The following is a 21,794-nucleotide window of genomic DNA, read 5'->3' on the forward strand; positions in this document are numbered from 1 at the left end:
GGCTGGGCTCCTATTCCTTCGTCAGGTCCTGCCGCCGGAACAGCGTCACCGCGGCGCCGGCCAACACGGCCAGCCAGGCCAGCAGCAGCACCAGGGCCAGGCCGGCGGGGCTCGCCTCGGGCCGCATCTCGTCGGGCGCGGCGACGAAAGCCTTGAGGATGCGGCCCGCATAGGCCGGGATCGCCAGGCTCTTCCAGGTCGTGGCCTGCATCGTCGCGGCCAGGGTCGATTGTACGAACACCACGACCAGGCCGGCGATCACCGCGCCCATCGTCGACCGGGTGAGAACGCCGACCAGGCCGGCCAGGGCGCCGACCAGCATCACCTCCAGCCAGGTGATCACGAAGACGCCGGCGAAATGGCCCAGGAAGGCCGAGCCGCCTGGCGGCGTCACCAGTCGGGTGTGGTTGACCAGGCTGCCGAACAATCCCGCCAGAACGGCCGTGAAGGCCGTGAGCAGCAGGCTCCAGGCCGCGACCTCGGCGAAGACCAGCAGCTTGGCGGCCAGCAGGTTGGTTCGGCTGTTGCGCGGGGTGACCAGGCGCCAGGTCTCCCAGCGATAGTCGCCGGCGAAGATGGCCGCCGCGCCGATCAGCAGGAACAGGGCGGTGAACGGACCCGAGGCCCCGGCCACCGCGCCCATGGCCCGGTTGGCCAGGTCGGTCGTCTCGCCGGGCATGGGCCTGTTGATCACGAACCGTACGAACAGGTCGCCGGCCATGCTGAACAGCATGGCGACCAGGGGCGCGAAGGCGAAGCCCCAGAACAGGGCGGTCCGGTCGCGAGACAGGCGGAAGCGCTCGGCGGCGACGGCGTCAGCGAGCATCGGCGAGGTCCCCAGTCTGGGTGTTCGAGGGTTCGAGGGCGCCCAGATAGGCGCTTTCCAGGTCGCCCTCGCGCCAGCGGGCCTCGGTGATCTCGACTCCCGCCTCGACCAGGGCCCGGATGAGGGCGGGCGTCTCGGCGCGCAGGACGTCGGCCAGCACCGCGTTCGGGCCGTCGGCCTGGCCCTTGTCGCCCAGCACCGACAAGGCCTTGTCGGCCGGCGAGACGGTCAGGCGCAGGCGCGGCTTGCCCCCGGACAGGGCCTCGACGTCGCCCTCCGCGGCCAGCTTGCCCTTGGAGAAGATCGCCACCCGGTCGCAGACCCGGCGGACCTCGTCCAGTTGGTGGCTGGCCAGGATGATCGTCACGCCCTCCTTGTCGGCCAGGTCGCGGATCAGGGCGCGGATCTCCTGGATGCCGGCCGGGTCCATGCCGCTGGTCGGCTCGTCCAGGATCACCAGCTCCGGACGGGTGAAGAAGGCCGCGGCCAGGCCCAGGCGCTGCTTCATGCCCACCGAGAAGGTCCCGGCCTTGCGGTCGGCCGCGCCGCCCAGGCCGACGCGCTCGAGCCAGTAGTCGATGTCGGCGGAGCCTGTGGCGCCGCTTTCCATCGCCAGCATCCTCAAGACGTCGCGGGCGGTCAGGTAGGGCGGATAGCGCGGGGTCTCGATCATCGCCCCGGCCCGGCGCAGGGACGAGGCCTGGCCGGCCGGGGCGCCGAACAGCCGCGCGGTCCCGCTGGTGGGCCGCACCAGGCCCAGGGCGATGCGGAACAGGGTGCTCTTGCCGGCCCCGTTGGGGCCTAGCACGCCGAACACGCCGCCGGCCGGGATGCGCAGCGACAGGCCGTCCAGGGCGCGCACCGCGCCATAGGTCTTGACGAGACTCTCGGCCTCCAGGGCGAAGCTCATGCGGAGCAGGTTCCGGTGGCGGTCATGCGGGCGACTCCCTGAAAGTTGCGGCGACTATGGCCGGGCGGCCGAGTCCCGCCAAGTTAAGTCGCGGTCATGCGTGGCGGGCTGTCACGGGACTGGGCTATAGGGCGGGCGTCCCAGTACGAGGTGCGCGTGATGGTCGTTGTGTGTCGTTGGATGGTTCTGGCCGCGGCCCTGATGCTGGGAACCTTCGCCGCGACCTCGCGGGCGGAGGCGGCCAAAGCGCCCGCGAAGCCGGCCCTGACCATCCTGATCTCGCTGGACGGCTTCCGGCCCGACTATCTGGACCGGGGAAACACCCCGACCCTGAGCGCCCTGGCGGCCGACGGCGCGCGCGGAGGCATGCGGCCGTCGTTCCCGTCCCTGACCTATCCCAACCACTACACCCTGGTGACCGGCAAGCGGCCCGACCACCATGGCATGGTCAACAACACGCTGGAGGACGCGGCCATCCCCGGCGCCAGCTTCAGCATGTCCAACCACGGAGCGGTCGGCGATGGGCGCTGGTGGGACCAGGCCAAGCCGATCTGGGTCAGCGCCGAGCAGCAGGGCGTTCACGCCGGCATCCTGTTCTGGCCGGGGTCCGAGGCCGAGATCGACGGCGTGCGGCCCAGCCGCTGGAAGGTGTTCGACATGAAGATGTCGTCCAACGACCGGGTCGACACCCTGTTGTCGTGGATCGACGCCCGGGACCCGCCGCTGGGCTTCGCGACCCTCTATTTCGACCGCACGGACACCGAAGGCCACCACTATGGGCCGGACTCGCCGGAGGTGAACGCCGCCGCCGCGGAGGTGGACGCGGCGATCGGCCGGCTGGTCGAGGGGCTGAAGGCGAGGGGGCTCTACGCGACCACCAACCTCGTCGTCGTCGCCGACCACGGCATGGCGCCCCAGCCGCTGAGCGGCCTGGTCGACGTGGCGACCCTGGTCGACCCGGTCAAGGTCAGGTTCGTCAGCACCGGCTCGGTCGTCGGCGTGCGCGCCTTGCCCGGGTTCGAGGGGGAGGTGGCGGCGGCGATGCTCAAGGCCCATCCGCACCTGACCTGCTGGAAGAAGAGCAGCATTCCGGCCCGCTACGGCTACGGGACCAATCCGCGCGTGCCGCCGATCGTCTGCCTGGCCGACCGGGGCTGGTACTTCGCCACCGCCAGCGCCCTGAAGAAGCGGCTGGCGGAGCATCCGCGCGACGGCGGGGCCCACGGCTACGACCCGTTCGACCCCACCATGCGGGCGGTGTTCGTCGCCCACGGCCCGGCCTTCAAGTCGGGCGTCGTGCTGCCGGTGTTCGACAATGTCGACGTCTATCCGCTGCTGACCCGCCTGATCGGCGTGAAGGGCGACAAGGGCGATGGTTCGCTGGGGCCGCTGAAGGCGGCGTTGCGGTAAAGGTCTTGGTGAGCGGCGGCGGTTCTGCAACAGCGCCGCTTGCCTATATAGTTTCGATATGCGTTAAATATTACGGATACTGGAAACGGAGTTTGGCCATGAACCGCACGGCCCTGACCTCGGCCCTCTGTTATCGCGACCCCAAGGCCGCGCTGACCTTCCTGGAGGCGGCGTTCGGCTTCGAGCTGGCGATGCTGATCGAGGACGCCGAGGGGAAGGTGGCCCATGCGGAGATGAGCTTCGGCGACAGCGTGGTGATGATCGGCGGCGAGTGGAGCGCCCAGCACAAGAGTCCCGCCTCGGTCGACGGGTTCAACACCCAGAGCGTCCACATCCATCTCGAGGGCGACGTCGACGCCCATTGCCAGCGGGCACGGGCGGCCGGGGCCGAGATCCTGATGGAGCCGGCCGACCAGTTCTACGGCGACCGCACCTATCGCTGCCGCGACCCGGAGGGCCATTTCTGGACGGTGGGCGCGCCGGTCCGCGCCGTCGGCGTCGAGGAGGCCGAGGCGACGTCCGGCCTGAAGGTGGTCAAGGGCTGGGCGTGACCACATCGATGACGTCCGATGATTTCCGCCGCCTGGCCCTGGCCCTGCCCGAGGCCGTCGAGAGCTCGCACATGGGCACGGTCGACTTCCGGGTGGGGCGGATCTTCGCCACCCTGGGCTATCCCAACGCCGCCTTCGGCATGGTGTCGTTGACCCGCGACCAGCAGGAAATGGTGGTGGGCGTCGAGCCTCAGATGTTCCGGCCCGTGCCCGGCGCCTGGGGCCTGAAGGGCGCGACCCTGGTCGTGCTGGCCGAGGCCGACGAGCCGACCCTGCGCGGGGCGCTGGAGGCGGCCTGGCGGCTGAAGGCCAACAAGCGGCAGATCGCCTTGCTGGAGGCCGGCCGAGCCCCGGCCGGGTCGGCGTGAGCGCCTCGCTCGACGCCACCCTGGCGGCCCTGGCCGATCCGCACCGGCGGGCGACCGTCGACTTGCTGCGCCAGGGACCGCGTCGGGCGGGCGAGCTGGCCCAGGCCGCCGGCCTGTCGGCCCCGGCCATGAGCCGCCACCTGCGCGCCCTGCGCCTGGCCGGCCTGGTGGAGGAGACCCATCCGCCGTTCGACGCCCGGGTGCGGGTCTACGCCCTGCGCGCCGCGCCGATGGCCGAGCTCAAGGCCTGGGCCGAGGCGGCCGAGGGCCTGTGGAGCGACCAGCTTCTGGCGCTGAAGGCGCATGTCGAAGGGGACGGCGCATGAGCGCCAAGGTGCTGGTGGCCCTGCGCGTCAAGGCCTCGCCGATGCGGGTCTTCCAGGTGTTCACCGCCGACATCGGCGCGTGGTGGCGGCCCAACGCCCTGTTTTCGTTCACGCCGCGCTCGCCCGGCGTGCTGGCTTTCGAGGACGCGGGGCAGAGGATGCGCCTGGTCGAGCGCCTGCCGTCGGGCAAGGTGTTCGAGATCGGCCCCGTCCGCGTCTGGGACCCTGGGGAGCGGCTGGTGTTCGGCTGGCGCCAGGCCAGCTTCGCGCCCGGCATGGACACCGAGGTCGAGGTTCGCTTCGAGCCAGTGGCCGGCGAGACCCGGGTCACGGTCGAGCATCGCGGCTGGGACACGGTTCCGGTCGAACACGTGGCCCGGCACCGCTTCCCGGACGCGGTCTTCCTCCAGCGCCATGCCGAGTGGTGGCGCGCGCTGCTGACAAGTCTCGCCAGCCGGGCGGCTATGGACGTAGAACAACCCGCCAGGGAGGGCGACTCATGACCAGAGCCATCAGCCGAAACCACCGACAGGCCGCGCTCGGCTTCATCTTCGTCACCGCCTGCCTGGACGTGCTGTCGCTGGGAGTGATGATCCCCGTGCTGCCCGAGCTGATGAAGCGCTTCAACGGCGGCGACACCGCCTCGACCGCCCTGTGGGTGGTGCTGTTCGCCACCACCTGGGGCGTGATGCAGTTCTTCTGTTCACCGATCCTGGGCCTGATGTCCGACCGTTGGGGCCGCCGGCCGGTGATCCTGACCTCGATCTTCGGCCTGGGCGTCGACTTCCTGTTCATGGCCTTCGCTCCGACCCTTTGGTGGCTGTTCGTCGGCCGGGTGTTCAACGGCATGACGGCGGCCAGCTTCTCGACCGCCGGGGCCTATGTCGCCGACGTCACCAAGCCCGAGGACCGGGCCAAGGGTTTCGGCCTGATGGGAGCGGCGTTTGGAGTGGGCTTCACCTTCGGCCCGGCCCTGGGCGGCTGGCTCTGGCAGTTCGACCATCGCCTGCCGTTCCTGGTCTGCGCGGGTCTGGCCCTGTGCAACTGGCTGTACGGCTTCTTCGTGCTGCCGGAATCGCTGCCGCCCGAGAAGCGCGTGCACCGCTTCGACTGGAGCAAGGCCAATCCGTTGGGCTCGCTGAACCTGCTCAGGAGCAAGCCCGACCTGCTGGGCCTGGCGGGGGTGGGCTTCCTGTTCCAGCTGTCGCACAACGTGCTGCCCAGCGTCTTCGTGCTGTACATGGGTTTCCGCTACCACTGGTCGACCGCGGTGATCGGCCTGACCCTGATGGGCAGCGGCGTGGCCGGCATCCTGCTGCAGAGCTTCGTGGTCGGACCGGTGGTCAAGCGGGTGGGCGAGCGCGGGGCGCTGCTGATCGGCCTGTTCTCGGGCTGCGTCGGCTTCATGATCTACGGCCTGGCGCCGACGGGGTGGCTGTATCTGTGCGGCTTGCCGATCTTCGCCTTTACGGGGCTGATCCAGCCCGGTCTGCAAGGCCTGATGACCCGCCGGGTCCAGCCCTGGGAGCAGGGCCAGCTGCAGGGGGCGAACTCGGCCATGATGGGCGTCACCGCCATTGTCGGGCCGTCGCTCTACCTGCTGCCGTTCTCCTGGGCGGTCCGTCACGACGCCACCGTGCACCTGCCCGGCCTGCCGGCCCTGATCGCCGCGGCCCTGCTGGCGGTCGCCACCGTATTGGCGATCCGCGTGGCGCGTCCGGTCGCGGTGGAACCGAGCGTCGCCTGACGGTCTTTGAACAGCGGCGGCCGGGCTTCACGCCGAAATCCCGAACCTTGGCCGCCATCAATGCGCCCGAAAGCTCGGCTGATCTCGCGCGTCGAAATTCACGGAGTTTCCTGACAACCATGCGATCCTATCGCGTCGTGCTTCCCGCCCTGGCCCTGCTGGCCGCCTGTTCGCCGCAGGGGCCTTCCAAGGCCCAATCGATCCCGGACCTGGCCCAGCCGACCCGCCGCGCGCCTACCGATCCAGGGTCGCTGAAGGCCTCGTTCTCGCCGGTGGTCAAGAAGACCGCCCCGGCCATCGTCAACGTCGCCAGCCGCCGGGTGGTGCGCCAGCGCGTCGACCCGTTCTGGGACTTCTTCATGGGCGGCGGGGGCGGGGCTCCGCGCGAACAGGTGCAGGGCTCGCTCGGCTCAGGCGCCATCGTCCGCGCCGACGGGGTGATCATCACCAACCACCACAATATCGAGAACATGAGCGACATCACCGTGCAACTGGCGGACCGTCGCGAGTTCCCGGCCACGGTGCTGCTGGACGATCCGCGCTCCGACCTGGCGGTGCTAAAGATCGACACCAAGGGCGAGCGCCTGCCGGTAATCGCCATCGATGACCAGGAGCAGCTGGAGGTCGGCGACCTGGTCCTGGCCATGGGCAATCCGTTCGGGGTCGGCCAGACCGTGACCAACGGCATCGTCTCGGCCCTGGCCCGCACCGACGTGGGCGCCGCCGAGTTCGGCAGCTACATCCAGACCGACGCGGCGATCAATCCGGGCAATTCCGGCGGGCCGCTGGTCGACATGGACGGCGACCTGATCGGGGTGAACACCTTCATCATCTCGCGCTCGGGCTCGTCCAGCGGTGTCGGCTTCGCCATCCCGGCCGCCGTGGTGCGCCAGGTGGTCAACACCGCCCTGGGCGGCGGCCACAGCGTGGTGCGGCCCTGGCTGGGCGTGAAGGGCCAGCCGGTCACCGGCGACATCGCCCGCAGCCTGGGCCTGGCCGCGCCGCGCGGCGTGGTGATCTCCGACGTCTATCCCGGCGGCTCGGCCGAGCGCGCCGGCATCCGCGACGGCGACGTGATCCTGTCCATCGACGGCCAGGCGGTGAACGACGAGGGCGGCGGCGCCTTCGCCATCGGCACCCACAAGGTCGGCGACCGGGTGCAGGTCCTGATCAACCGAAACGGCAAGGAACAGACCCTGACCCTGCGCGCCGAGGCCGCCCCGGAAAGCCCGGCCCGCGACGAGCGGGTGCTCAAGGGGCGCAACCCGTTCGACGGCGCCACCGTGGTCAACCTGTCGCCGGCCGTGGCCCAGGACCTGAACGTCGACCCGTTCGCCGGCCGCGGCGTGCTGGTCACCAAGATCGGCCAGGGCTTCGCCCTGAACGCGGGCCTGCGTCCGGGCGACTTCGTCCGCGAGGTCAATGGCCGGGCCATCAACACCACCGCCGATCTGGCGGCGGCGTCGAACACGCCGAGCGCGGTCTGGACGGTGACGATCGAGCGCAACGGCCAGCGGATCACGGCGCGGCTGCGGGCTTAGGGGCAGGGCTTGGAAGGTGCAGGCAAGGCCTCGCACCGCGCAAGGCGTCGCGCTAATATCGGAACGTTCGAGCCGTGGGGGCGCCGGACGAGATCCGGAGCGGCCTTGTACAAGTTGATGATTGCCTGCGCGGCGCTGGCCTTCTGCGTCGCCAGCCTACCGGCTCAAGCCGCTCCGCCGCCGTCCGCCGCAGTCCAGGCCCGACGAACGGCCGAGGCCCTGTATGATCAGGCTGGGCGGCAGTGGGAAGCGTCCGACGTCGAGGGGGCTCGAGAGAGTCTGGACGCCGCTCTCAAGCAAGACGCGACCTTCGACCCGGCGAGGCTGGCCCGCGTGTACGCGCTGGCCAGCCTCGGCCAGATGGACGCGGCCTTGGCGGATCTCGTCGTGCTTGAACCGAGGATGGTGCGCGAGAAGTTTCTTGAGGTGAAGGGCGAGGCCCTGCTGGAGAGCGGCCGCTATCGAGAGGCGATCGCCACCTATACCGACCTGATCCTCCTGAAGCCGAACAGCGCCGATGCCTATCGCCGGCGCGCCCATGCACGGCAGGCTTCGGAGGTGGACAGCGACATGCCCGCCGCTTTGGCCGACTACGCCAAGGCGCTGGAGCTGGATCCCAGCATGCTCCGTGTCTACGCGCTACGCGGCGAGATCCTCAGTGCGCAGCGCGACGAGAAAGCCACCGAAGAGAACTATCAAGCGTGGCTGGCGCACGCGCCCAACGACGCCCAGGCCCACGCGGCCTACGCCGGTGCGCTGGAGCGGCTAGGCAAGATCGACAAGGCTCGGGGCGAGATTGACAAGGCCCTTGCCCTGGGACCCGACGCCCAAGCCTATCTGACCCGAGCGCGCCTCACGCCCGACGACCAGCGCGACGTCTTCCTCGCCGATATCGACAGGGCTCTGACGCTCAAAACGTCGGACACCTTCGCCTATGAACTTCGCGCTCAGCGGCGCTATCGCTGGGGACAGAAGGATTTGGCCATGGCCGACATCGAAGCGGCGCTGAAGGCCTGGCCCCAAAGCTACGGCGCGCGGCTGATGCGCTCGCGCATGAACCAAGACGCAGGGCGATACGATCTGGCCATCAAGGATCTGGATGTGCTGATCTCGCGCGAGCCTGACCGAAGTTCGCTTCACAACAGTCGCTGCTGGGCCCGCGCGCTGGGCAATATGGAGCTCGACAAGGCTCTGGTGGACTGCGAGACGGCGTTGAAATTGTCGCCCGGCAGCGCTGCGATCCTTGACAGCCGGGGGTTCGTGAAGCTGCGGCAAGGCGACCTCGCTGGCGCGGTTGTCGATTACGACGCCGCGCTGGGAACGAGGCCCGGCCAGGCCAGCTCGCTGTTTGGCCGCGGAGTGGCCAAGCGGCGGCAAGGCGCCCGGACCGCAGGAGACCTCGACTTGGCCGCCGCGCGCAAGATCCAGCCGGACATCGACAAGGAGTTCGCCGGCTATGGCGTGACGCCCTAGCGGGAATGGCAAGGGGAGCACCACGCCTAATGCGCAGCGTTCGCCCTGCGCGCCGGCGCCTGTTAGAACACGCCCATGTCCGATCTATTCCAAGCCGCCGGCCTGACGCCCCATGCGCCGTCGCCGCTGGCCGACCGCCTGCGCCCCCAGAGCCTCGACGAGGTGGTGGGCCAGGAACACCTGCTGGGGCCGGACGGCCCCATCGGCCGCATGGCGGCCGCCCGCCGCCTGGCCTCGATGATCCTCTGGGGCCCGCCCGGCACCGGCAAGACCACCATCGCCCGCCTGCTGGCCAAGGCCGGCGGCTACGAGTTCCAGCAGATCTCGGCGGTGTTCTCCGGCGTCGCCGACCTGAAGAAGGCCTTCGAGCAGGCCCGGGTGCGTCGCTCGGCCGGCCAGTCGACCCTGCTGTTCGTCGACGAAATTCACCGCTTCAACCGCGCCCAGCAGGACGGCTTCCTGCCGTTCGTGGAGGAGGGGATCGTCACCCTGGTGGGCGCCACCACCGAGAACCCGTCGTTCGAGCTGAACGGCGCCTTGCTGTCGCGCTGCCAGGTGTTCGTGCTCAAGCGGCTGGACGAGGAGGCGCTGGAGGCGCTGCTGGTCAAGGCCGAGACGGCCGAGAATCGCAGGCTGCCGCTGGACGACGAGGCGCGCGGGGTCCTGGTCGCCATGGCCGACGGCGACGGTCGCTACCTGCTGACCCTGACCGAGACCCTGCTGGCCATCGGCACGGACACGCCGCTGAACCCGACCCAGCTCACCCAGTTCCTGCAGAAGCGCCGCCCGGCCTACGACAAGAACCGCGAGGAGCACTACAACCTGATCTCGGCCCTGCACAAGTCGGTGCGCGGCAGCGATCCGGACGCGGCGCTGTACTGGCTGGCGCGGATGCTGGAGGGCGGCGAGGACCCGCTGTTCATCGCCCGGCGCCTGGTGCGCATGGCGTCCGAGGACATCGGCGCGGCCGATCCCCTGAGCCTGCTGCTGACCACGGCCGCCAAGGACGCCTACGACTTCCTGGGCAGCCCCGAGGGCGAGCTGGCCCTGGCCCAGGCCGTGGTCCACATGGCCAGCGCGCCCAAGTCCAACGCCGTCTATAACGCCTACAAGGCCGCCCGGCGTCTGGCCAAGGAGACCGGCAGCCTGATGCCGCCGGCCCACATCCTCAACGCCCCGACCAAGCTGATGAAATCGCTGGGCTACGGCGACGGCTACGCCTACGACCACGATGTCGAGGGCGGGGTATCGGGCCAGAACTACTTCCCCGACGGCATCGAGCGCCCGACTCTCTACGAGCCCAAGCCGATCGGCGCAGAGGCCAAGGTCAAGGAGCGGCTGGACGCCTGGAATCGCCTGCGGAGAGACGGCAAGTGAAGCTTACCCCCGCGGTCCGCGTGACCGCCGCGATCGCCCTGGTCCTGCTGCTGGCCGGCGCGGTGCTGCTGTGGCTGGCCGCGGTCACGCCCTGGCACACCGACTCGAACGCCTATTTCGCCGAACTCCGGAGGCTGCGCGCCACGCTCTATTTCGGCCAGCCCGACGCCGAGACGTTCAAGGCCGCCACCGCCCGGTTCGGGGCCCTGCAGGCCCAGTACGCGACCCGCAAGTGGCTGTACGCCGACCTCGCCTACGCCTGCTTCGGCCTGGGCGCCTGCGCGGTCGTCGTTACGGGCCTGGCCATGCGGTTCGGAGCTCGGCTGCTGCGGACGCAGAAGAGCGCCCTGGTTGTGCTGGGCGTCACGCTGCTGACCCTGGCCGCCACCCTGACCGGACTGGCGGCCGATCCGCTGCACCGGTTCTACCGCGAGCAGTTGCCCGAATGGTCCGACACCCTGGAGATCCCGCTGGCCGGGGCGCTGGTGGCGATGATCCCGATCGCGACGATCACCCTGCTGCTGGTCCTGCCGCCGCTGGTCTTCCGCCGGCGGGCCAGCGGGCCGCTGCTGGTGTTCACCCGGCCGCCGCACTGGCCGGCGATCGTGGCCAACACGGTCTACGCCCTGCCTCTGGCCTTCGCGGTGTTCCTGATGACCAGCTTCGCCTCGCGCGGCGGCTGGGCCCTGGCGCCGGCGGGGCTGATGCTGCTGTGGCTGTTCCTGAACGGCCGGGCGCTGTGGATCGCGCCGAAGGGAGAAGCCGCATGAGCCGTCCGCCCCCCGGCAAGCCCGATCGGCGCCCGCCGGGCGTCGCCAAGCCGAAGGCGTCGGATACGCCCATCGCCCTGACCCCGGAAGAGATCGCCTTCACCCGGTCGCTGGTGATTCACGAGGACGACAGCGTCTTCGTGCTGAACAAGCCGGCGGGCCTGTCCAGCCAGGGCGGGCGCATCCAGGCCCATACGCTGGACGACCTGCTGTGGGCCCTGGCCCGGCGCGACCGGCCGCGACCGCGCCTGATCCATCGCCTGGACCGCGACACCTCGGGCGTGATCCTGACCGCTCGCACCAAGCCGGCCGCCACCTTTCTGGGCAAGGCGCTGATGGGCAAACGGTTCCGCAAGACCTACCTGGCCATCGTCACGCCCGGCGCGCCCGAGCCGCGCGGCGGCCAGATCGACGCGCCCCTGCGCCGCGAGTCGATCGGGCGCGAGGCCTATATGCGGGTCTGCGCGGCCGACCATCCCGACGCCGAGGCCGCGCGCAGCCGCTATCGCACCCTGGCCGCCACCGACGGCGCGGCGCTGGTCGAGCTGAGCCCCGACACTGGCCGCATGCACCAGCTGAGGGTCCACATGGCCTCGATCGGCCGGCCGATCGCCGGCGACAGCCGCTATGGCGGGGCGCTGGTGCTGGGCGGGGCGCCCGTGCCGCGCCTGATGCTGCACGCCGCCCAGCTGGTCTTCCCGCACCCGGAAGGCGGCGAGCGGCGGATCAACGCGCCGATCCCCGGCGACATGCGCGCGGTTTTGACTAAGCTGGGCCTCGAGGTTCCCGAACGGCTCGTCCCGGAACAGGGACGACCGGAAAGCCGTTAAGCCTGGCAGGAGATTTCGCCATGAAGCGTCAGAACATCAAAGGGCTGATCGCGCTCGCCTTTTCCGCCGCTCTACTGACCGCCTGCGCCACCTCGCCGACACTCTACGGGCCGCAGACCGCGCCGCGCGGCGCCGGCTATTCGGAGTATCGCCTGGAGGCCGGCCGGTACCGGGTCACCTTCCAGGGCAATCCCGGGGCGCCGGTCAACCAGGTCTCGGACTACGCCCTGTTGCGCGCGGCCGAGCTGGCCCTGCGCGACGGCTACGACTGGTTCCGGGTGGCCGACCGCGTGACCCAGCAGACCGGCTCCGGCCGCGGCTCCAGCCTGTCGATCGGCGGCGGCTCGGGCAGCTATGGTCGCCGCAGCGGGGTCGGACTGGGCGTGGGCACCAGCTTCAACCTGGGCCCGGGACCGGCGGTGAGCAGCTCGATGGAAGTGGTGTTCGGCAAGGGCCAGCCGCCGCGCGACGCCGACGTCTACGACGCCCGCGCCATCGTCCGTACGGTGGGGCAGGGACGGGCGGCGGTCTAACCCGCCGCCTTCTTCGTCCCGGTCGCCGCGACCGGATAGGCCGCGCGCAACGCCGCGTGGGTCAGGCCGGCGGTCTCGGCGGCGGCGAAATAACCCTCGGCCGGCAGCCCCTGCAGGGCGACCATCGGGGCCAGGCCCCGGGCGTCGCGTCCGAAGGCCATGATGTCGGCGGCGATCTTCTCGGCCGGCCCGCCCAGGTCGCTGGCGTCCAGGGTCAGGCCCTGCAGGCGGGCGTCGCGCAGCGCGCGCAGCGCTTCCTTCTCGGGCGGCACGCGGGCGATGACGCCCCGGGTCAGGGCCTTGAGCAGGCCGACCACTTCCAGCAGGCGGCCGGCGGGCGTGCCGCGCGTGACGTCGACCAGCTCCATCATCACCCCGCCGCGCAGCAGCGCCAGGGACAGGCCCGAGGTGCCGGTCAGCATGTCGCGGCCGCGTTGGGTGCCCAGGGTGCGGAACGAGGCGGGCACGATCAGGTCGGGCCGGTCATGGCCCTGCGAGGCGCGGGCGAAGACGGCGGCGTATTTCAGGGCCGCCTCGTCGATGAAGGCGGCGTCGCGGTCGGGCAGGCGCGAGACGGCGCGGGCGCTGATCTGCTTGCCCGAGCCCAGGTGGGTGACCACCGGCTCGATGCGCACCGCCGTGGCGATGTTGCGCTTGAGGCTGATCACGTGCTCGAGGGTGAAGTCGACGCGCAGGGCCGCGCCGCCGGCGGTGGTGAAGGCCACGGGCGTGCGCCGGGTCTCTTCCAGCGGATCGATGTCGAAGCGGATGGGCGAGCGGGTCGAGTCGCGGCGGGCCCGAGCGGCCAGGATCACCGCGGCGTCGACCGGGCGGCAGACCAGGCCGCCGGCCTCGACGCCGATCACGGCGCGCACGCCCAGGTCGGTGGGCTCGGCCGCGCCCAGCAGATGGGTCAGCACGTCTTCCAGGATGCGCACGCTGGTCGCCTGGGCGGCCAGGCCCTGGTCGTTGTTCATGGCGATCAGGAAGTCTTCCTCGCCGATCCGGGCGCGCAGGTCGCTGCGGTCCAGGTGTTCGGCCAGCTTGCGCTCGACATAGGTCCAGACGTCGACGCGCTTCTTGTCCCACCAGTCGCCGGCCCAGCGGCGGATGGCCTTGACGCTGATGACGTTGACCGAGCCTCGGGCGATCAGTTCCGACCCCGCCAGCCGCTGGAGTACGGGTCCGCTGAGAGCCAGGTGCTCGTTTCGGTCGTCACTATGCATCGAATCGAAGGGCATGTTCGCCTTGGCGCGGGAGGAGCCCATAGGATGCCTTTTACAGCCTTAACGGTCGGTGCAGGAACACGGTTTGCAAACGAGGTTACCGTAACGCGATCAAACGTTAAGATGCCCATTTCCCGGGCCTTTTGGCGGCATTCGAAGGCCGCTTTAAGGCTCTTCGGGGCAGCGTAAGCCATGATGACGGCGGATCGGCGTTAACCCTTCGCCGAACTTGCGCGCGAAAGCGGTTTCAGGCGTGGCTTGGCGTTCGCGACCGCGCGGCGCATAAGGGCCCGATGACCAAACTCCTCCTTGTCGCCGCCGGCGGCGCCCTGGGCTCCGTCGCTCGCTATCTGGTGGGGGTCCAGGCCCTGCGCCTGCTCGGATCGAACTGGCCCTATGGCACCTTCATCGTCAACCTGACGGGCGGGCTGCTGATGGGCTTGCTGGCCGCCTGGCTGGCCCTGCGAGGCGGCGCGCAGCAGGAGCACTGGAGGGTGCTGCTCGGTGTCGGCGTCATGGGCGGCTTCACCACCTTTTCGGCCTTTTCGCTGGAGACCGCGCTGATGATCGAGAAGCGCGCCTACGCCCAGGCCTTTACCTATACGACCGCCAGCGTGATCCTGTCCGTGGCGGCCATTTTCGCGGGCCTCTTGATCGCCCGCAGGATCTTTTCGGCATGAAAGAAGTACGTACGATCTATGTGGACGCCGGCGAAGACGGCGTCCGCCTGGACCGCTGGTTCAAGCGCCGCTGGCCGCACCTGAACCATATCCAGCTCAACAAGCTGTTCCGCTCCGGCCAGGTGCGGGTCGACGGCTCGCGCGCCAAGGCCGACACCAAGCTGGCGGCCGGCAGCCAGATCCGCGTGCCGCCGCTGCCCGACGCCCCCGACCCCGCCGATAAGGGCAAGCTGTCGCCGCGTGACATCGCCTTCGCCAAGTCGCTGGTGCTGTACGAGGACGAGGAGGTCCTGGCCCTGAACAAGCCCGCCGGCCTGGCCGTGCAGGGCGGCACCAAGACCACCCACCACATCGACAAGCTGCTCAGCGCCTGGGGCGAGGGCGTCGACCGGCCCAAGCTGGTCCACCGCCTGGACCGCGACACCTCCGGCGTGCTGCTGCTGGGCAAGACCCCGGCCGCCGCCGCGCGCCTGTCGGGGGCCTTCGCCAAGCGCCGGGCCCAGAAGACCTACTGGGCCATCGTCGCCGGCAATCCGCACCCGACCGAGGGCGTGATCGAGCTGCATCTGGCCAAGCGCGGCGTCGGCGACCGCGAGTTGGTGGTCCCCGCCGAACCCAAGGACGCGGACGCCCAGCCGGCCGAGACCGAGTTCGTCTCGATCAGCCGGGCCGGCCCGCGCGTCACCTGGATGGCGCTGCGCCCGCACACCGGCCGGACCCACCAGCTGCGCGCCCACATGAAGGCCATCGGCCACCCGATCCTGGGCGATCCCAAGTACAGCGACGACAAGTCCGCGCCGCTGTCGGAGGGGCTGAAGCTGCAGTTGCACGCGCGCTCGATCATCCTGCCGCACCCGACGGTCGGAACCCTGGCTATCGAGGCGCCGCTCAGCCCCGAGATGAAGGCCGGCTTCGCCAAGTTCGGCTTCTCGGAGGACGAGGCCGAGTACGACCCGTTCGCCCGGCGGCCGGCCAAGCGTCGGTAGGGCCGCGCGGCGGAGCGCTTGAGCGCTCTCATCGGCTGTGACAAGGTTTTTCCTCAACCTTGAGGAATGCGTCATGGCCTTTGTGAGCTTCACGCGTCCGGACGACTCGCCGGTGTCGATCAACACCGTCGAGGTGCTGAGTTTCGCGCCTGTGCCGACGGACGGACCCCTGACGGGACCGTTGAAGACCGGCACGCGGATCGCCTTCAGGAACGGCAAGCACCAGGACGTCAAGGAACTGGTCGAGGCGGTCGAGCGCAAGCTGAACGCGGCGGAGTAGGGCCCCGCCCCCCGTATCCGACCTGACCCGAGCCCTGATGCGACGTTGCACCGCAGGCGGGCGGGCCGGTTCGTCATCAACTTATTAGCGACGATCGCCGACCCTGCCGTCGAGGGCAGACGGGAGTTTTCGCCATGAGTTCGAAGGTCATCGCGTTGGATGTCGCGGAGTGGCGGTCGACCGCCGTGTCCACGGCCGAAACGGCGCTGCGAACCACGTTGAGCGCCTCGCCGACCCCCATCGTGCTGTTGGACCTGGACCTGCAGCCCCTGCTGTTCAGCCAAGGCTGGCTCGATCAGACGGTGACCTCGCCGTCGCAGAGCGTCCAGCCCCTGGTCCTGAACGCCGACTTCGTCGGGGCCGCCGGCCGTTGCCTGGCGTCTGGCTCGGTGGAGACCTGCCGCGTCGAAATCCCCACGGACGCCGCGGCCACGCGCTGGTTCAGCTTCGAGCTCAGCCCCTGGCCGCGGGGTTCATCCTACAGCCGTTTCGTCGTCGTCGGGCGCGAGGTGACCGAGGCGGTCCTGGCGGCGCGCGATGCCGAGGCGGCGGGCCAGCGCCTGGCCGAGCAGAACGCGCGCTTCGACGCGGCCCTGAGCAACATGCCGCACGGGCTTTGCATGTTCGACGCCGAGAAGCGCCTGATCCTGTGCAACACCGCCTATCGCCGGCTCTACGACCTGCCGGACGCGCTCAGCGCCCCGGGGACGCCGCTGGACGAGATCCTGGATCATCGCCGCTCGATCGGCAAAGGCCCCCGCAGCTTCGCGGCGTTCTACGCCGCCACCGTCGAGGCCGCCCTAAGCGGGGCGGCGGCGACGCGCGACGTGGAACTGACGGACGGGCGCACCATCCGCATCACCCACAACCCGATCGCCGCCGGCGGCTATGTCGCCACCCACGAGGACGTCACCGAGTCGATCCAGGCGGCCGCCCAGATCGAGTTCCTGGCCTTCCGCGACCCCCTGACGGGCCTGCCCAACCGCGCGGCCTTCCAGCGCGCCTATGACGACGCCGTGGCCGCCGCCGAACGGGGGGAGATGTTCGGCCTGATCATGCTCGACGTCGATCACTTTAAGGACGTCAACGACACCCTGGGCCACGACGCAGGCGACGCGTTGCTGAAGGCGCTGTCCGGGCAGCTCAAGCGGGCCTTCCGGCACAGCGACACCGTGGCGCGCCTGGGCGGCGACGAGTTCGCCATCGTGTTGCGCGACCTCAAGAGCGAGGCGGACATGACGCGCCCGATCGAGGTGCTGCAAGGCCTGCTGCGTACGCCCATCGAGCATGCCGGCCAAAGCTTCACCATCTGCGCCAGCATCGGCGCGGCGGTTCATGGCGACCCGGACGACGATCCGACCCATCTGCTCAAGAACGCCGATGTCGCGCTGTATCAAGCCAAGTACGACGGCCGCAACCGCAGCGTCGTCTTCCGGCCGGCGATGCGGACGGAGGTCGAACAGCGCGTCGAGCTGCTGCGCGAGGTTCGCCTGGCCATCAGCCAGGGCGAGTTCGACCTGTTCTACCAGCCGGTGGTCGACCTGGCCGCCAACACCGTGGCCGGCTTCGAGGCCTTGATGCGCTGGAACCACCCGGAGCAAGGCGTCCTGCCGCCGGCCGCGTTCATGGCCGCGTTCGAGGACAACGACCTGTCGCTGCAGCTGGGCGAGGTGGCCTTCGAGCGCGCCCTGGGCCAGATGCGCGCCTGGCTCGACCAGGGCGTGGAATTCGGCCGCGTCGCCATCAACATCTCTTCGGCCCAGTTCCGTACGGGACGCCTGGCCGCCGAGATCGCCGCCAAGCTGGAGCGCTGGAAGGTGCCCGCCGATCGCCTGACCATCGAGGTCACCGAGAACGTCTATATGGGCTGGGGCGCCGAGGTGGTCAGCGACACCGTCAAGCAGCTGCACGACAGCGGCGTGCTGATCGCGCTGGACGACTTCGGCACCGGCTACGCGTCGCTGGCCAACCTGCGGCAGTTCCCGATCGATCGCCTGAAGATCGACAAGTCCTTCGTCCAGAACAGCCAGGACGACGCGATCGTCCGCGCGGTGATCAACCTCGGCTCCAGCATGGGCATGAAGGTGGTGGCCGAAGGGGTCGAGCGGCCCGACCAGTTGGCGGCCCTGACGCAATATGGCTGCGACCAGGTGCAGGGCTATCACTTCGCCCGGCCGATGCCGGCGACCGAGGTGGCCGGCTTCATCGACGCCTTCTCGACGCGCGGCTAGACCAGCCCCGTCACCGGCTTGGCGTCGGCGCTGTCGGGGAAGACCTTGGTTTCCAGGGCCGCGCGGTCGACGCCCATGTGATCGGCCAGCACGCCCTTGAACAGGCCGCGCAGGTCGAGGGTGGGCCGGACGTCGCGGTTCTCGAACAGGGCTTCCTGTCTCAGCGTCGGCCAGTCGCCGACGATGCCGCCGGCCTTGAGGCCGCCGCCCAGCACCAGGGCGGTCGAGCCGGTGCCGTGGTCGGTGCCGCCCGTGCCGTTGACCCGCGCGGTGCGGCCGAACTCGGTCGCGGCCACCACCACGGTGTTGCTCCATTCGCCGCCGAGGCCGGTGTTCAGGCCGTCCAGCACGGCGTCCAGATAGGACAGGCGGGTGTTCAACTGGCCGACCTGGCCGGCGTGGGTGTCCCAGCCGTCCAGCGAGACGGCGGCGATGCGCGGTCCGCCGTCCTGCACCATGAAGCCGGCCAGGGTCGCGCCCAGCTTGCGGGCGGCCTCGCGGCCCTGGCGCTGTCCGGCGATGGCCCGGGCGTCCTGGGTCATGGCCGTGGGAGCCATGGCCGGCGGCGCGGCGACTTGGGGCGCCATCCCGGAAGCGTTCATCGCGGTCGTGTCGGCTGAGACCGAAATGGGCGCGGGGTTGAGCGCGGTCATCGCCGCCTGGGCCATGGCCTCGGTCTCCAGCCCCCGCGCGAAGGCCGGCCCCATCAGCGGGTCGGCCTTGTACAGGTCCTGCAGCAGGGTGGGCAGGCGGGCGGTCTCGTCGACGCCCTTGCCCGGCGACCAGCTGGCGGCCTGGACCTTGCCGCGCAGGATCAGCGGCGCGGTGGCGCCCACCGACAGGCCCTCGACCTTTGACGGCCCCATCACCTCCAGCGTGCGGTTCAGCCAGCCGGTGCTGACGCCATAGACCTGGGCTGCGCCGGTCTCCAGCACGTCCTGGGCCTCGAAGTGCGAGCGGGCCCGGTCGGGGCTGGCGACGGCCGGGGCGATGCGAGCCTGGCCCTTCATCGCCAGGGCGTGCACCGACTCCAGGGCCGGGTGCAGGCCGAAGGTCCCGTCCAGCTTCAACGCCTGGTCGGGCGTCACCGCCACCGCGCCGCGCAGGGCGGCATAGTCGGGATCGCCGACCGGCGGGCTGACGGTCAGGCCGTCCATGCCGCCCCGGCAGATGACCACGACCAGCTTGCGCATGGCCATCGGCCCGTCGGCTGCGGCGAAGGCCGAGCCGCCCAGGAAGCTGACGGAAACGCCCAGGCCGGCGGCCTGCAGCAGCAGCGAGCGACGAGAGACTTGGGCGTTCATCGGCGTTGGAACTCCGGGCTCATCAGCAGCAGGGCCATGGCCTCGCGGCGGGTCTCGGCCCGGGCCACGGCCTTGGCGACCGGCGGGGTCAGGCGCGCGCCCAGGGCGGTCCGGGCCAGCAGGTTGGGATCCAGGCGGTCGGCGACCACGGCGGCGAAACCCTCGCTGAACCGCAGGCGCTTGATCAGGGCGTCGGGCGCGCACCAGACCTGGGCCTCGTCCGCCCAGCCCTTGGGCGAGGGGGGCGAAAACGGCTTCTGGCCCAGTCCCGTCAGCACCGGCGCCAGCTTGTCGATCCCCGACGGCTGGGCGTCCACGGCCCGCCAGGTCGAGATCGCGAACTCGTAGGGAGTCTTGAATTTGGCGGCGGCGGGGTCCCAGGCCTCGGGCGCGGCGACCAGGGCGCGGGCCACCTCGTCCAGGCGGCCGCCGCTGTCGAGGTAGGTCTTCTGCAGTCTCGCCACCAGGTCGGGGGGCGGCCTGTCGCTGACGAAGTGAACGGCCAGCTTGGTCGCCAGGTGACGGGCGGTGTGCGGGTTGGCCGCCAGGTCGCGCATCACCGCCAGGGCCTGGGCCTGGCCCTCCTGCGGATAGCGCCGGCCCATCACCGTCCGCGCGCCCGGCTCGTGGGCGTTGTCGCGGAACAGGAACCGGTGCGGGTTGGCGTCCTTCGGCCGGCCGACGCTGAATCCGGTCATGGCCCGGGCGAACTCGGTGACGTCGGCCTGGCGGTAGCCCGCGTCGACCCCGACCGTATGCAGCTCCAGGATCTCGCGGGCCAGGTTCTCGTTCAGCCCGGCCGCCTTCTTGCCGGTCTTGCGCTGGTATTGCGACGCCCGGCTGTCGGGACCCACCGACTGGGCCTGGTCCAGGTACAGCAGCATGGCCGGCTGGGTGGATGAGGCGACCAGCAGGTCCTCGAAGCGGCCGAACACGTGCGGGCGGATCGCTTCCTGCTCGAACGGCCCCGCCACCGAGCCGACGGCCAGGCTGGTCGCCGAAACGGTGAAGTGGTTGGCCCAGAACAGCGCCCAGCGCTCGCGGAACGCCGCGTCGGTCGTGGCGCCCAGCCGGGCCCGGGCCAGGAAATCGTCGCCGGCCTGCTGGCGCAGGTCCTTCTGGGCGTCCCTGACGGGCGGAGCCTTGGGATCTCCCATCGCCTTGGCGTCGCGCTTCTGCATCTGGTAGTCGCTGACCTCGGCCAGGCGCTGGGCCGAGTCTTCGCCGCCCCGCGGCTGGTCGGCGCCTTCGGGGCGGATCTGGGCCGTCAGGAAGCCGCGCGGGTCGTCGCGGGCCGCGTCGATCTCGCCGGGACGGGCGCCCAGGCCGAAGCGGGTCGCGGCGATGGCCGCCATCATGTCGTTGGAAGGCAGGCTCACGCCGTTTGTCTCCCTTGCGTCACCCGGTCTTGCCTTGGGCGCGTTGTTTGCCCATTCAACGGCTTGAAACCGCTGTTTTGATGTCTGGACTGAAAAGAAGTTCGCCTTGGCCGACAAGCCCGACCTGCTGCAACGTCCCCGCCGCTTCTACAAGGCGGCCACGGCGGGCCCCGTGGACGGCGGTTTCGCCGTGCTGCTGGACGGCCGCACGCCCAAGTCGCCGGCCCGGTCGCCCCTGGTCCTGCCGACCCGGGCGCTCGCGGACCTGGTCGCCGCCGAGTGGGAAGCCCAGGTCGAGGTCATCGACTCGACGGCCATGCCCGCCACCCGTCTGGCCTTCACCGCCATCGACCGGATCCGCGAGACCCGCGCCGAGGTGGCGGCCGAGGTCGCCGCCTACGCCGGCACGGACCTGTTGTGCTATTGGGCCGATCACCCCACGCCGCTGGTCGAGCGCCAGAAGCGCGACTGGGGCGGCATGCTGGACTGGGCCAGGGCCGAACTCGACCTTCACCTGACGCCGGCTTCGGGCGTGATCCACACGGCCCAGTCGCCGGCCGCCCTGGCCAGCGTTGAGGGCCTGGCCCTGACCCTGGACGACTTCACCCTGGCCGGCGTGGCCTACGGCGCGGGCCTGTTCGGCTCGACGGTCCTGGCCCTGGCCCTGCGGGCGGGCAGGGTCACCGGCCGCAAGGCCCTGGAGCTGTCGCGGCTGGAGGAGATCTTCCAAACTGAAACCTGGGGGCAGGACGCCGAGGCGGTCGCCCGGGCCGAGGCCCTGGCGGTGGAGGCGCAGGTTCTGGAGCGCTGGTTCGCGGCCCTTCGGCGCTGACCTCGCCCCGAACATTCAGGCCCTTGGTCGGGCGGCGGTCGCCGCCGTGGCGCCGCGAGGGACGCCTTGTCAGGGAAAGCTCGCGTCATTAGGGCTCGGCCCATAAGGTGGGATAACCGCCCGGTGAGAGAGCAGGGGAGCGTTTCCGCGTGCAGCACATACTCGAGGAACTGGATCGCCGTCGCGAGCAGGCGCGGGCCGGGGGCGGGGAGGC

21 protein-coding genes and 1 pseudogene are annotated in these 21,794 nt (G+C 70.5%); 17 read left to right on the forward strand and 5 right to left on the reverse strand.

Features of this window, described 5'->3' with window-relative positions; all coding sequences use genetic code 11:
- Nucleotides 1-10 precede the first annotated feature (10 nt).
- Complete coding sequence (locus AC07NX_RS22535; RefSeq protein ID WP_494644853.1) at nt 11-826, reverse strand: DUF2705 family protein; 816 nt, start codon at nt 824-826, stop codon at nt 11-13.
- Nucleotides 816-1,736 (reverse strand): ABC transporter ATP-binding protein, encoded by a 921-nt coding sequence (locus AC07NX_RS22540; protein ID WP_494644855.1) that lies wholly within the window; start codon nt 1,734-1,736, stop codon nt 816-818. Before AC07NX_RS22540 ends, AC07NX_RS22535 begins: the two co-directional genes overlap by 11 nt.
- A 180-nt stretch (nt 1,737-1,916) precedes the next feature.
- On the opposite strand from AC07NX_RS22540, the gene AC07NX_RS22545 reads away from it, so the two are divergent.
- The 12 genes from AC07NX_RS22545 (at nt 1,917) to AC07NX_RS22600 (ending at nt 12,662) form a co-directional block, all read left to right on the forward strand.
- The gene (locus AC07NX_RS22545) at nt 1,917-3,146 is read left to right on the forward strand and encodes an alkaline phosphatase family protein (RefSeq protein WP_494644857.1); all 1,230 of its coding nucleotides are present in this window, start codon (nt 1,917-1,919) and stop codon (nt 3,144-3,146) included.
- A gap of 98 nt (nt 3,147-3,244) precedes the next feature.
- Nucleotides 3,245-3,697 carry a VOC family protein gene (locus tag AC07NX_RS22550; RefSeq protein ID WP_494644859.1) on the forward strand — a complete coding sequence of 151 codons (453 nt, stop codon included), beginning with the start codon at nt 3,245-3,247 and terminating at the stop codon, nt 3,695-3,697.
- 8 nt (nt 3,698-3,705) lie between these two features.
- A complete protein-coding gene (locus AC07NX_RS22555) occupies nt 3,706-4,065 on the forward strand; it encodes an MmcQ/YjbR family DNA-binding protein (protein WP_494644861.1) in 360 nt (119 codons plus the stop codon).
- Nucleotides 4,062-4,391, forward strand: a complete 330-nt coding sequence (locus AC07NX_RS22560; RefSeq protein ID WP_145684439.1) for a metalloregulator ArsR/SmtB family transcription factor — start codon at nt 4,062-4,064, stop codon at nt 4,389-4,391. The genes AC07NX_RS22555 and AC07NX_RS22560 overlap by 4 nt, the downstream gene beginning before the upstream one ends.
- Complete coding sequence (locus AC07NX_RS22565; protein WP_494644863.1) at nt 4,388-4,894, forward strand: SRPBCC domain-containing protein; 507 nt, start codon at nt 4,388-4,390, stop codon at nt 4,892-4,894. The genes AC07NX_RS22560 and AC07NX_RS22565 overlap by 4 nt, the downstream gene beginning before the upstream one ends.
- The gene (locus tag AC07NX_RS22570; protein WP_494644865.1) at nt 4,891-6,138 is read left to right on the forward strand and encodes a TCR/Tet family MFS transporter; all 1,248 of its coding nucleotides are present in this window, start codon (nt 4,891-4,893) and stop codon (nt 6,136-6,138) included. The genes AC07NX_RS22565 and AC07NX_RS22570 overlap by 4 nt, the downstream gene beginning before the upstream one ends.
- Before the next feature lie 110 nt (nt 6,139-6,248).
- On the forward strand, nt 6,249-7,679 hold the full coding sequence (locus AC07NX_RS22575; protein WP_494644891.1) for a Do family serine endopeptidase: 1,431 nt from the start codon (nt 6,249-6,251) through the stop codon (nt 7,677-7,679).
- A gap of 105 nt (nt 7,680-7,784) precedes the next feature.
- The gene (locus tag AC07NX_RS22580) at nt 7,785-9,152 is read left to right on the forward strand and encodes a tetratricopeptide repeat protein (protein ID WP_494644867.1); all 1,368 of its coding nucleotides are present in this window, start codon (nt 7,785-7,787) and stop codon (nt 9,150-9,152) included.
- A gap of 75 nt (nt 9,153-9,227) precedes the next feature.
- Nucleotides 9,228-10,529 carry a replication-associated recombination protein A gene (locus tag AC07NX_RS22585; protein ID WP_145684433.1) on the forward strand — a complete coding sequence of 434 codons (1,302 nt, stop codon included), beginning with the start codon at nt 9,228-9,230 and terminating at the stop codon, nt 10,527-10,529.
- Entirely contained in the window at nt 10,526-11,299 is a 774-nt protein-coding gene (locus AC07NX_RS22590; RefSeq protein WP_494644869.1) for a hypothetical protein, read from the forward strand. The genes AC07NX_RS22585 and AC07NX_RS22590 overlap by 4 nt, the downstream gene beginning before the upstream one ends.
- Nucleotides 11,296-12,129 (forward strand): RluA family pseudouridine synthase, encoded by an 834-nt coding sequence (locus AC07NX_RS22595; protein WP_494644871.1) that lies wholly within the window; start codon nt 11,296-11,298, stop codon nt 12,127-12,129. The genes AC07NX_RS22590 and AC07NX_RS22595 overlap by 4 nt, the downstream gene beginning before the upstream one ends.
- A 20-nt stretch (nt 12,130-12,149) precedes the next feature.
- Complete coding sequence (locus tag AC07NX_RS22600; protein ID WP_494644873.1) at nt 12,150-12,662, forward strand: CC0125/CC1285 family lipoprotein; 513 nt, start codon at nt 12,150-12,152, stop codon at nt 12,660-12,662.
- On the opposite strand, the gene AC07NX_RS22605 is transcribed toward AC07NX_RS22600, so the two are convergent.
- The gene (locus tag AC07NX_RS22605; RefSeq protein ID WP_494644875.1) at nt 12,659-13,903 is read right to left on the reverse strand and encodes a hypothetical protein; all 1,245 of its coding nucleotides are present in this window, start codon (nt 13,901-13,903) and stop codon (nt 12,659-12,661) included. The genes AC07NX_RS22600 and AC07NX_RS22605 overlap by 4 nt on opposite strands.
- A gap of 278 nt (nt 13,904-14,181) precedes the next feature.
- Here AC07NX_RS22605 and crcB point away from each other — a divergent pair, with 278 nt between their 5' ends.
- From crcB to AC07NX_RS22625, 4 genes are all read left to right on the forward strand, one after another.
- Complete coding sequence (crcB, locus tag AC07NX_RS22610; RefSeq protein ID WP_494644877.1) at nt 14,182-14,568, forward strand: fluoride efflux transporter CrcB; 387 nt, start codon at nt 14,182-14,184, stop codon at nt 14,566-14,568.
- Nucleotides 14,565-15,554, forward strand: coding sequence for an RluA family pseudouridine synthase (locus tag AC07NX_RS22615; protein WP_494644879.1), 990 nt, complete (start codon nt 14,565-14,567; stop codon nt 15,552-15,554). The genes crcB and AC07NX_RS22615 overlap by 4 nt, the downstream gene beginning before the upstream one ends.
- A 73-nt stretch (nt 15,555-15,627) precedes the next feature.
- A complete protein-coding gene (locus AC07NX_RS22620) occupies nt 15,628-15,834 on the forward strand; it encodes a hypothetical protein (RefSeq protein ID WP_494644881.1) in 207 nt (68 codons plus the stop codon).
- Nucleotides 15,835-15,968: 134 nt separating this feature from the next.
- A complete protein-coding gene (locus tag AC07NX_RS22625) occupies nt 15,969-18,065 on the forward strand; it encodes a putative bifunctional diguanylate cyclase/phosphodiesterase (RefSeq protein WP_494644883.1) in 2,097 nt (698 codons plus the stop codon).
- Here the strand turns inward: AC07NX_RS22625 and AC07NX_RS22630 are convergent.
- Both AC07NX_RS22630 and AC07NX_RS22635 read right to left on the reverse strand, forming a co-directional pair.
- Nucleotides 18,062-19,369 (reverse strand): DUF1501 domain-containing protein, encoded by a 1,308-nt coding sequence (locus AC07NX_RS22630; protein ID WP_494644885.1) that lies wholly within the window; start codon nt 19,367-19,369, stop codon nt 18,062-18,064. The two genes, AC07NX_RS22625 and AC07NX_RS22630, sit on opposite strands and share 4 nt — an antisense overlap.
- A pseudogene (locus AC07NX_RS22635) lies at nt 19,366-20,767 on the reverse strand (DUF1800 domain-containing protein); the annotation flags it as partial. The pseudogene AC07NX_RS22635 and the gene AC07NX_RS22630, both read right to left, overlap by 4 nt.
- 87 nt (nt 20,768-20,854) lie before the next feature.
- On the opposite strand from AC07NX_RS22635, the gene AC07NX_RS22640 reads away from it, so the two are divergent.
- Nucleotides 20,855-21,580, forward strand: coding sequence for an ATP12 family chaperone protein (locus tag AC07NX_RS22640; RefSeq protein WP_494644887.1), 726 nt, complete (start codon nt 20,855-20,857; stop codon nt 21,578-21,580).
- The last annotated feature ends 214 nt before the right edge of the window (nt 21,581-21,794 follow it).

Source organism: Caulobacter sp. GW821-FHT09A05 (genome assembly GCF_059418465.1).

Excerpts from the sequence above, each read along its gene's own strand:
- AC07NX_RS22535 (WP_494644853.1), bottom strand. The coding sequence starts at position 826 with ATGCTCGCTGACGCCGTCGCCGCCGAGCGCTTCCGCCTGTCTCGCGAC.
- AC07NX_RS22540 (WP_494644855.1), bottom strand. The coding sequence starts at position 1,736 with ATGAGCTTCGCCCTGGAGGCCGAGAGTCTCGTCAAGACCTATGGCGCG.
- AC07NX_RS22545 (WP_494644857.1), top strand. The coding sequence starts at position 1,917 with ATGGTTCTGGCCGCGGCCCTGATGCTGGGAACCTTCGCCGCGACCTCG.
- AC07NX_RS22550 (WP_494644859.1), top strand. The coding sequence starts at position 3,245 with ATGAACCGCACGGCCCTGACCTCGGCCCTCTGTTATCGCGACCCCAAG.
- AC07NX_RS22555 (WP_494644861.1), top strand. The coding sequence starts at position 3,706 with ATGACGTCCGATGATTTCCGCCGCCTGGCCCTGGCCCTGCCCGAGGCC.
- AC07NX_RS22565 (WP_494644863.1), top strand. The coding sequence starts at position 4,388 with ATGAGCGCCAAGGTGCTGGTGGCCCTGCGCGTCAAGGCCTCGCCGATG.
- AC07NX_RS22570 (WP_494644865.1), top strand. The coding sequence starts at position 4,891 with ATGACCAGAGCCATCAGCCGAAACCACCGACAGGCCGCGCTCGGCTTC.
- AC07NX_RS22585 (WP_145684433.1), top strand. The coding sequence starts at position 9,228 with ATGTCCGATCTATTCCAAGCCGCCGGCCTGACGCCCCATGCGCCGTCG.
- AC07NX_RS22595 (WP_494644871.1), top strand. The coding sequence starts at position 11,296 with ATGAGCCGTCCGCCCCCCGGCAAGCCCGATCGGCGCCCGCCGGGCGTC.
- AC07NX_RS22600 (WP_494644873.1), top strand. The coding sequence starts at position 12,150 with ATGAAGCGTCAGAACATCAAAGGGCTGATCGCGCTCGCCTTTTCCGCC.
- AC07NX_RS22605 (WP_494644875.1), bottom strand. The coding sequence starts at position 13,903 with ATGCCCTTCGATTCGATGCATAGTGACGACCGAAACGAGCACCTGGCT.
- crcB (WP_494644877.1), top strand. The coding sequence starts at position 14,182 with ATGACCAAACTCCTCCTTGTCGCCGCCGGCGGCGCCCTGGGCTCCGTC.
- AC07NX_RS22615 (WP_494644879.1), top strand. The coding sequence starts at position 14,565 with ATGAAAGAAGTACGTACGATCTATGTGGACGCCGGCGAAGACGGCGTC.
- AC07NX_RS22620 (WP_494644881.1), top strand. The coding sequence starts at position 15,628 with ATGGCCTTTGTGAGCTTCACGCGTCCGGACGACTCGCCGGTGTCGATC.
- AC07NX_RS22625 (WP_494644883.1), top strand. The coding sequence starts at position 15,969 with ATGAGTTCGAAGGTCATCGCGTTGGATGTCGCGGAGTGGCGGTCGACC.
- AC07NX_RS22630 (WP_494644885.1), bottom strand. The coding sequence starts at position 19,369 with ATGAACGCCCAAGTCTCTCGTCGCTCGCTGCTGCTGCAGGCCGCCGGC.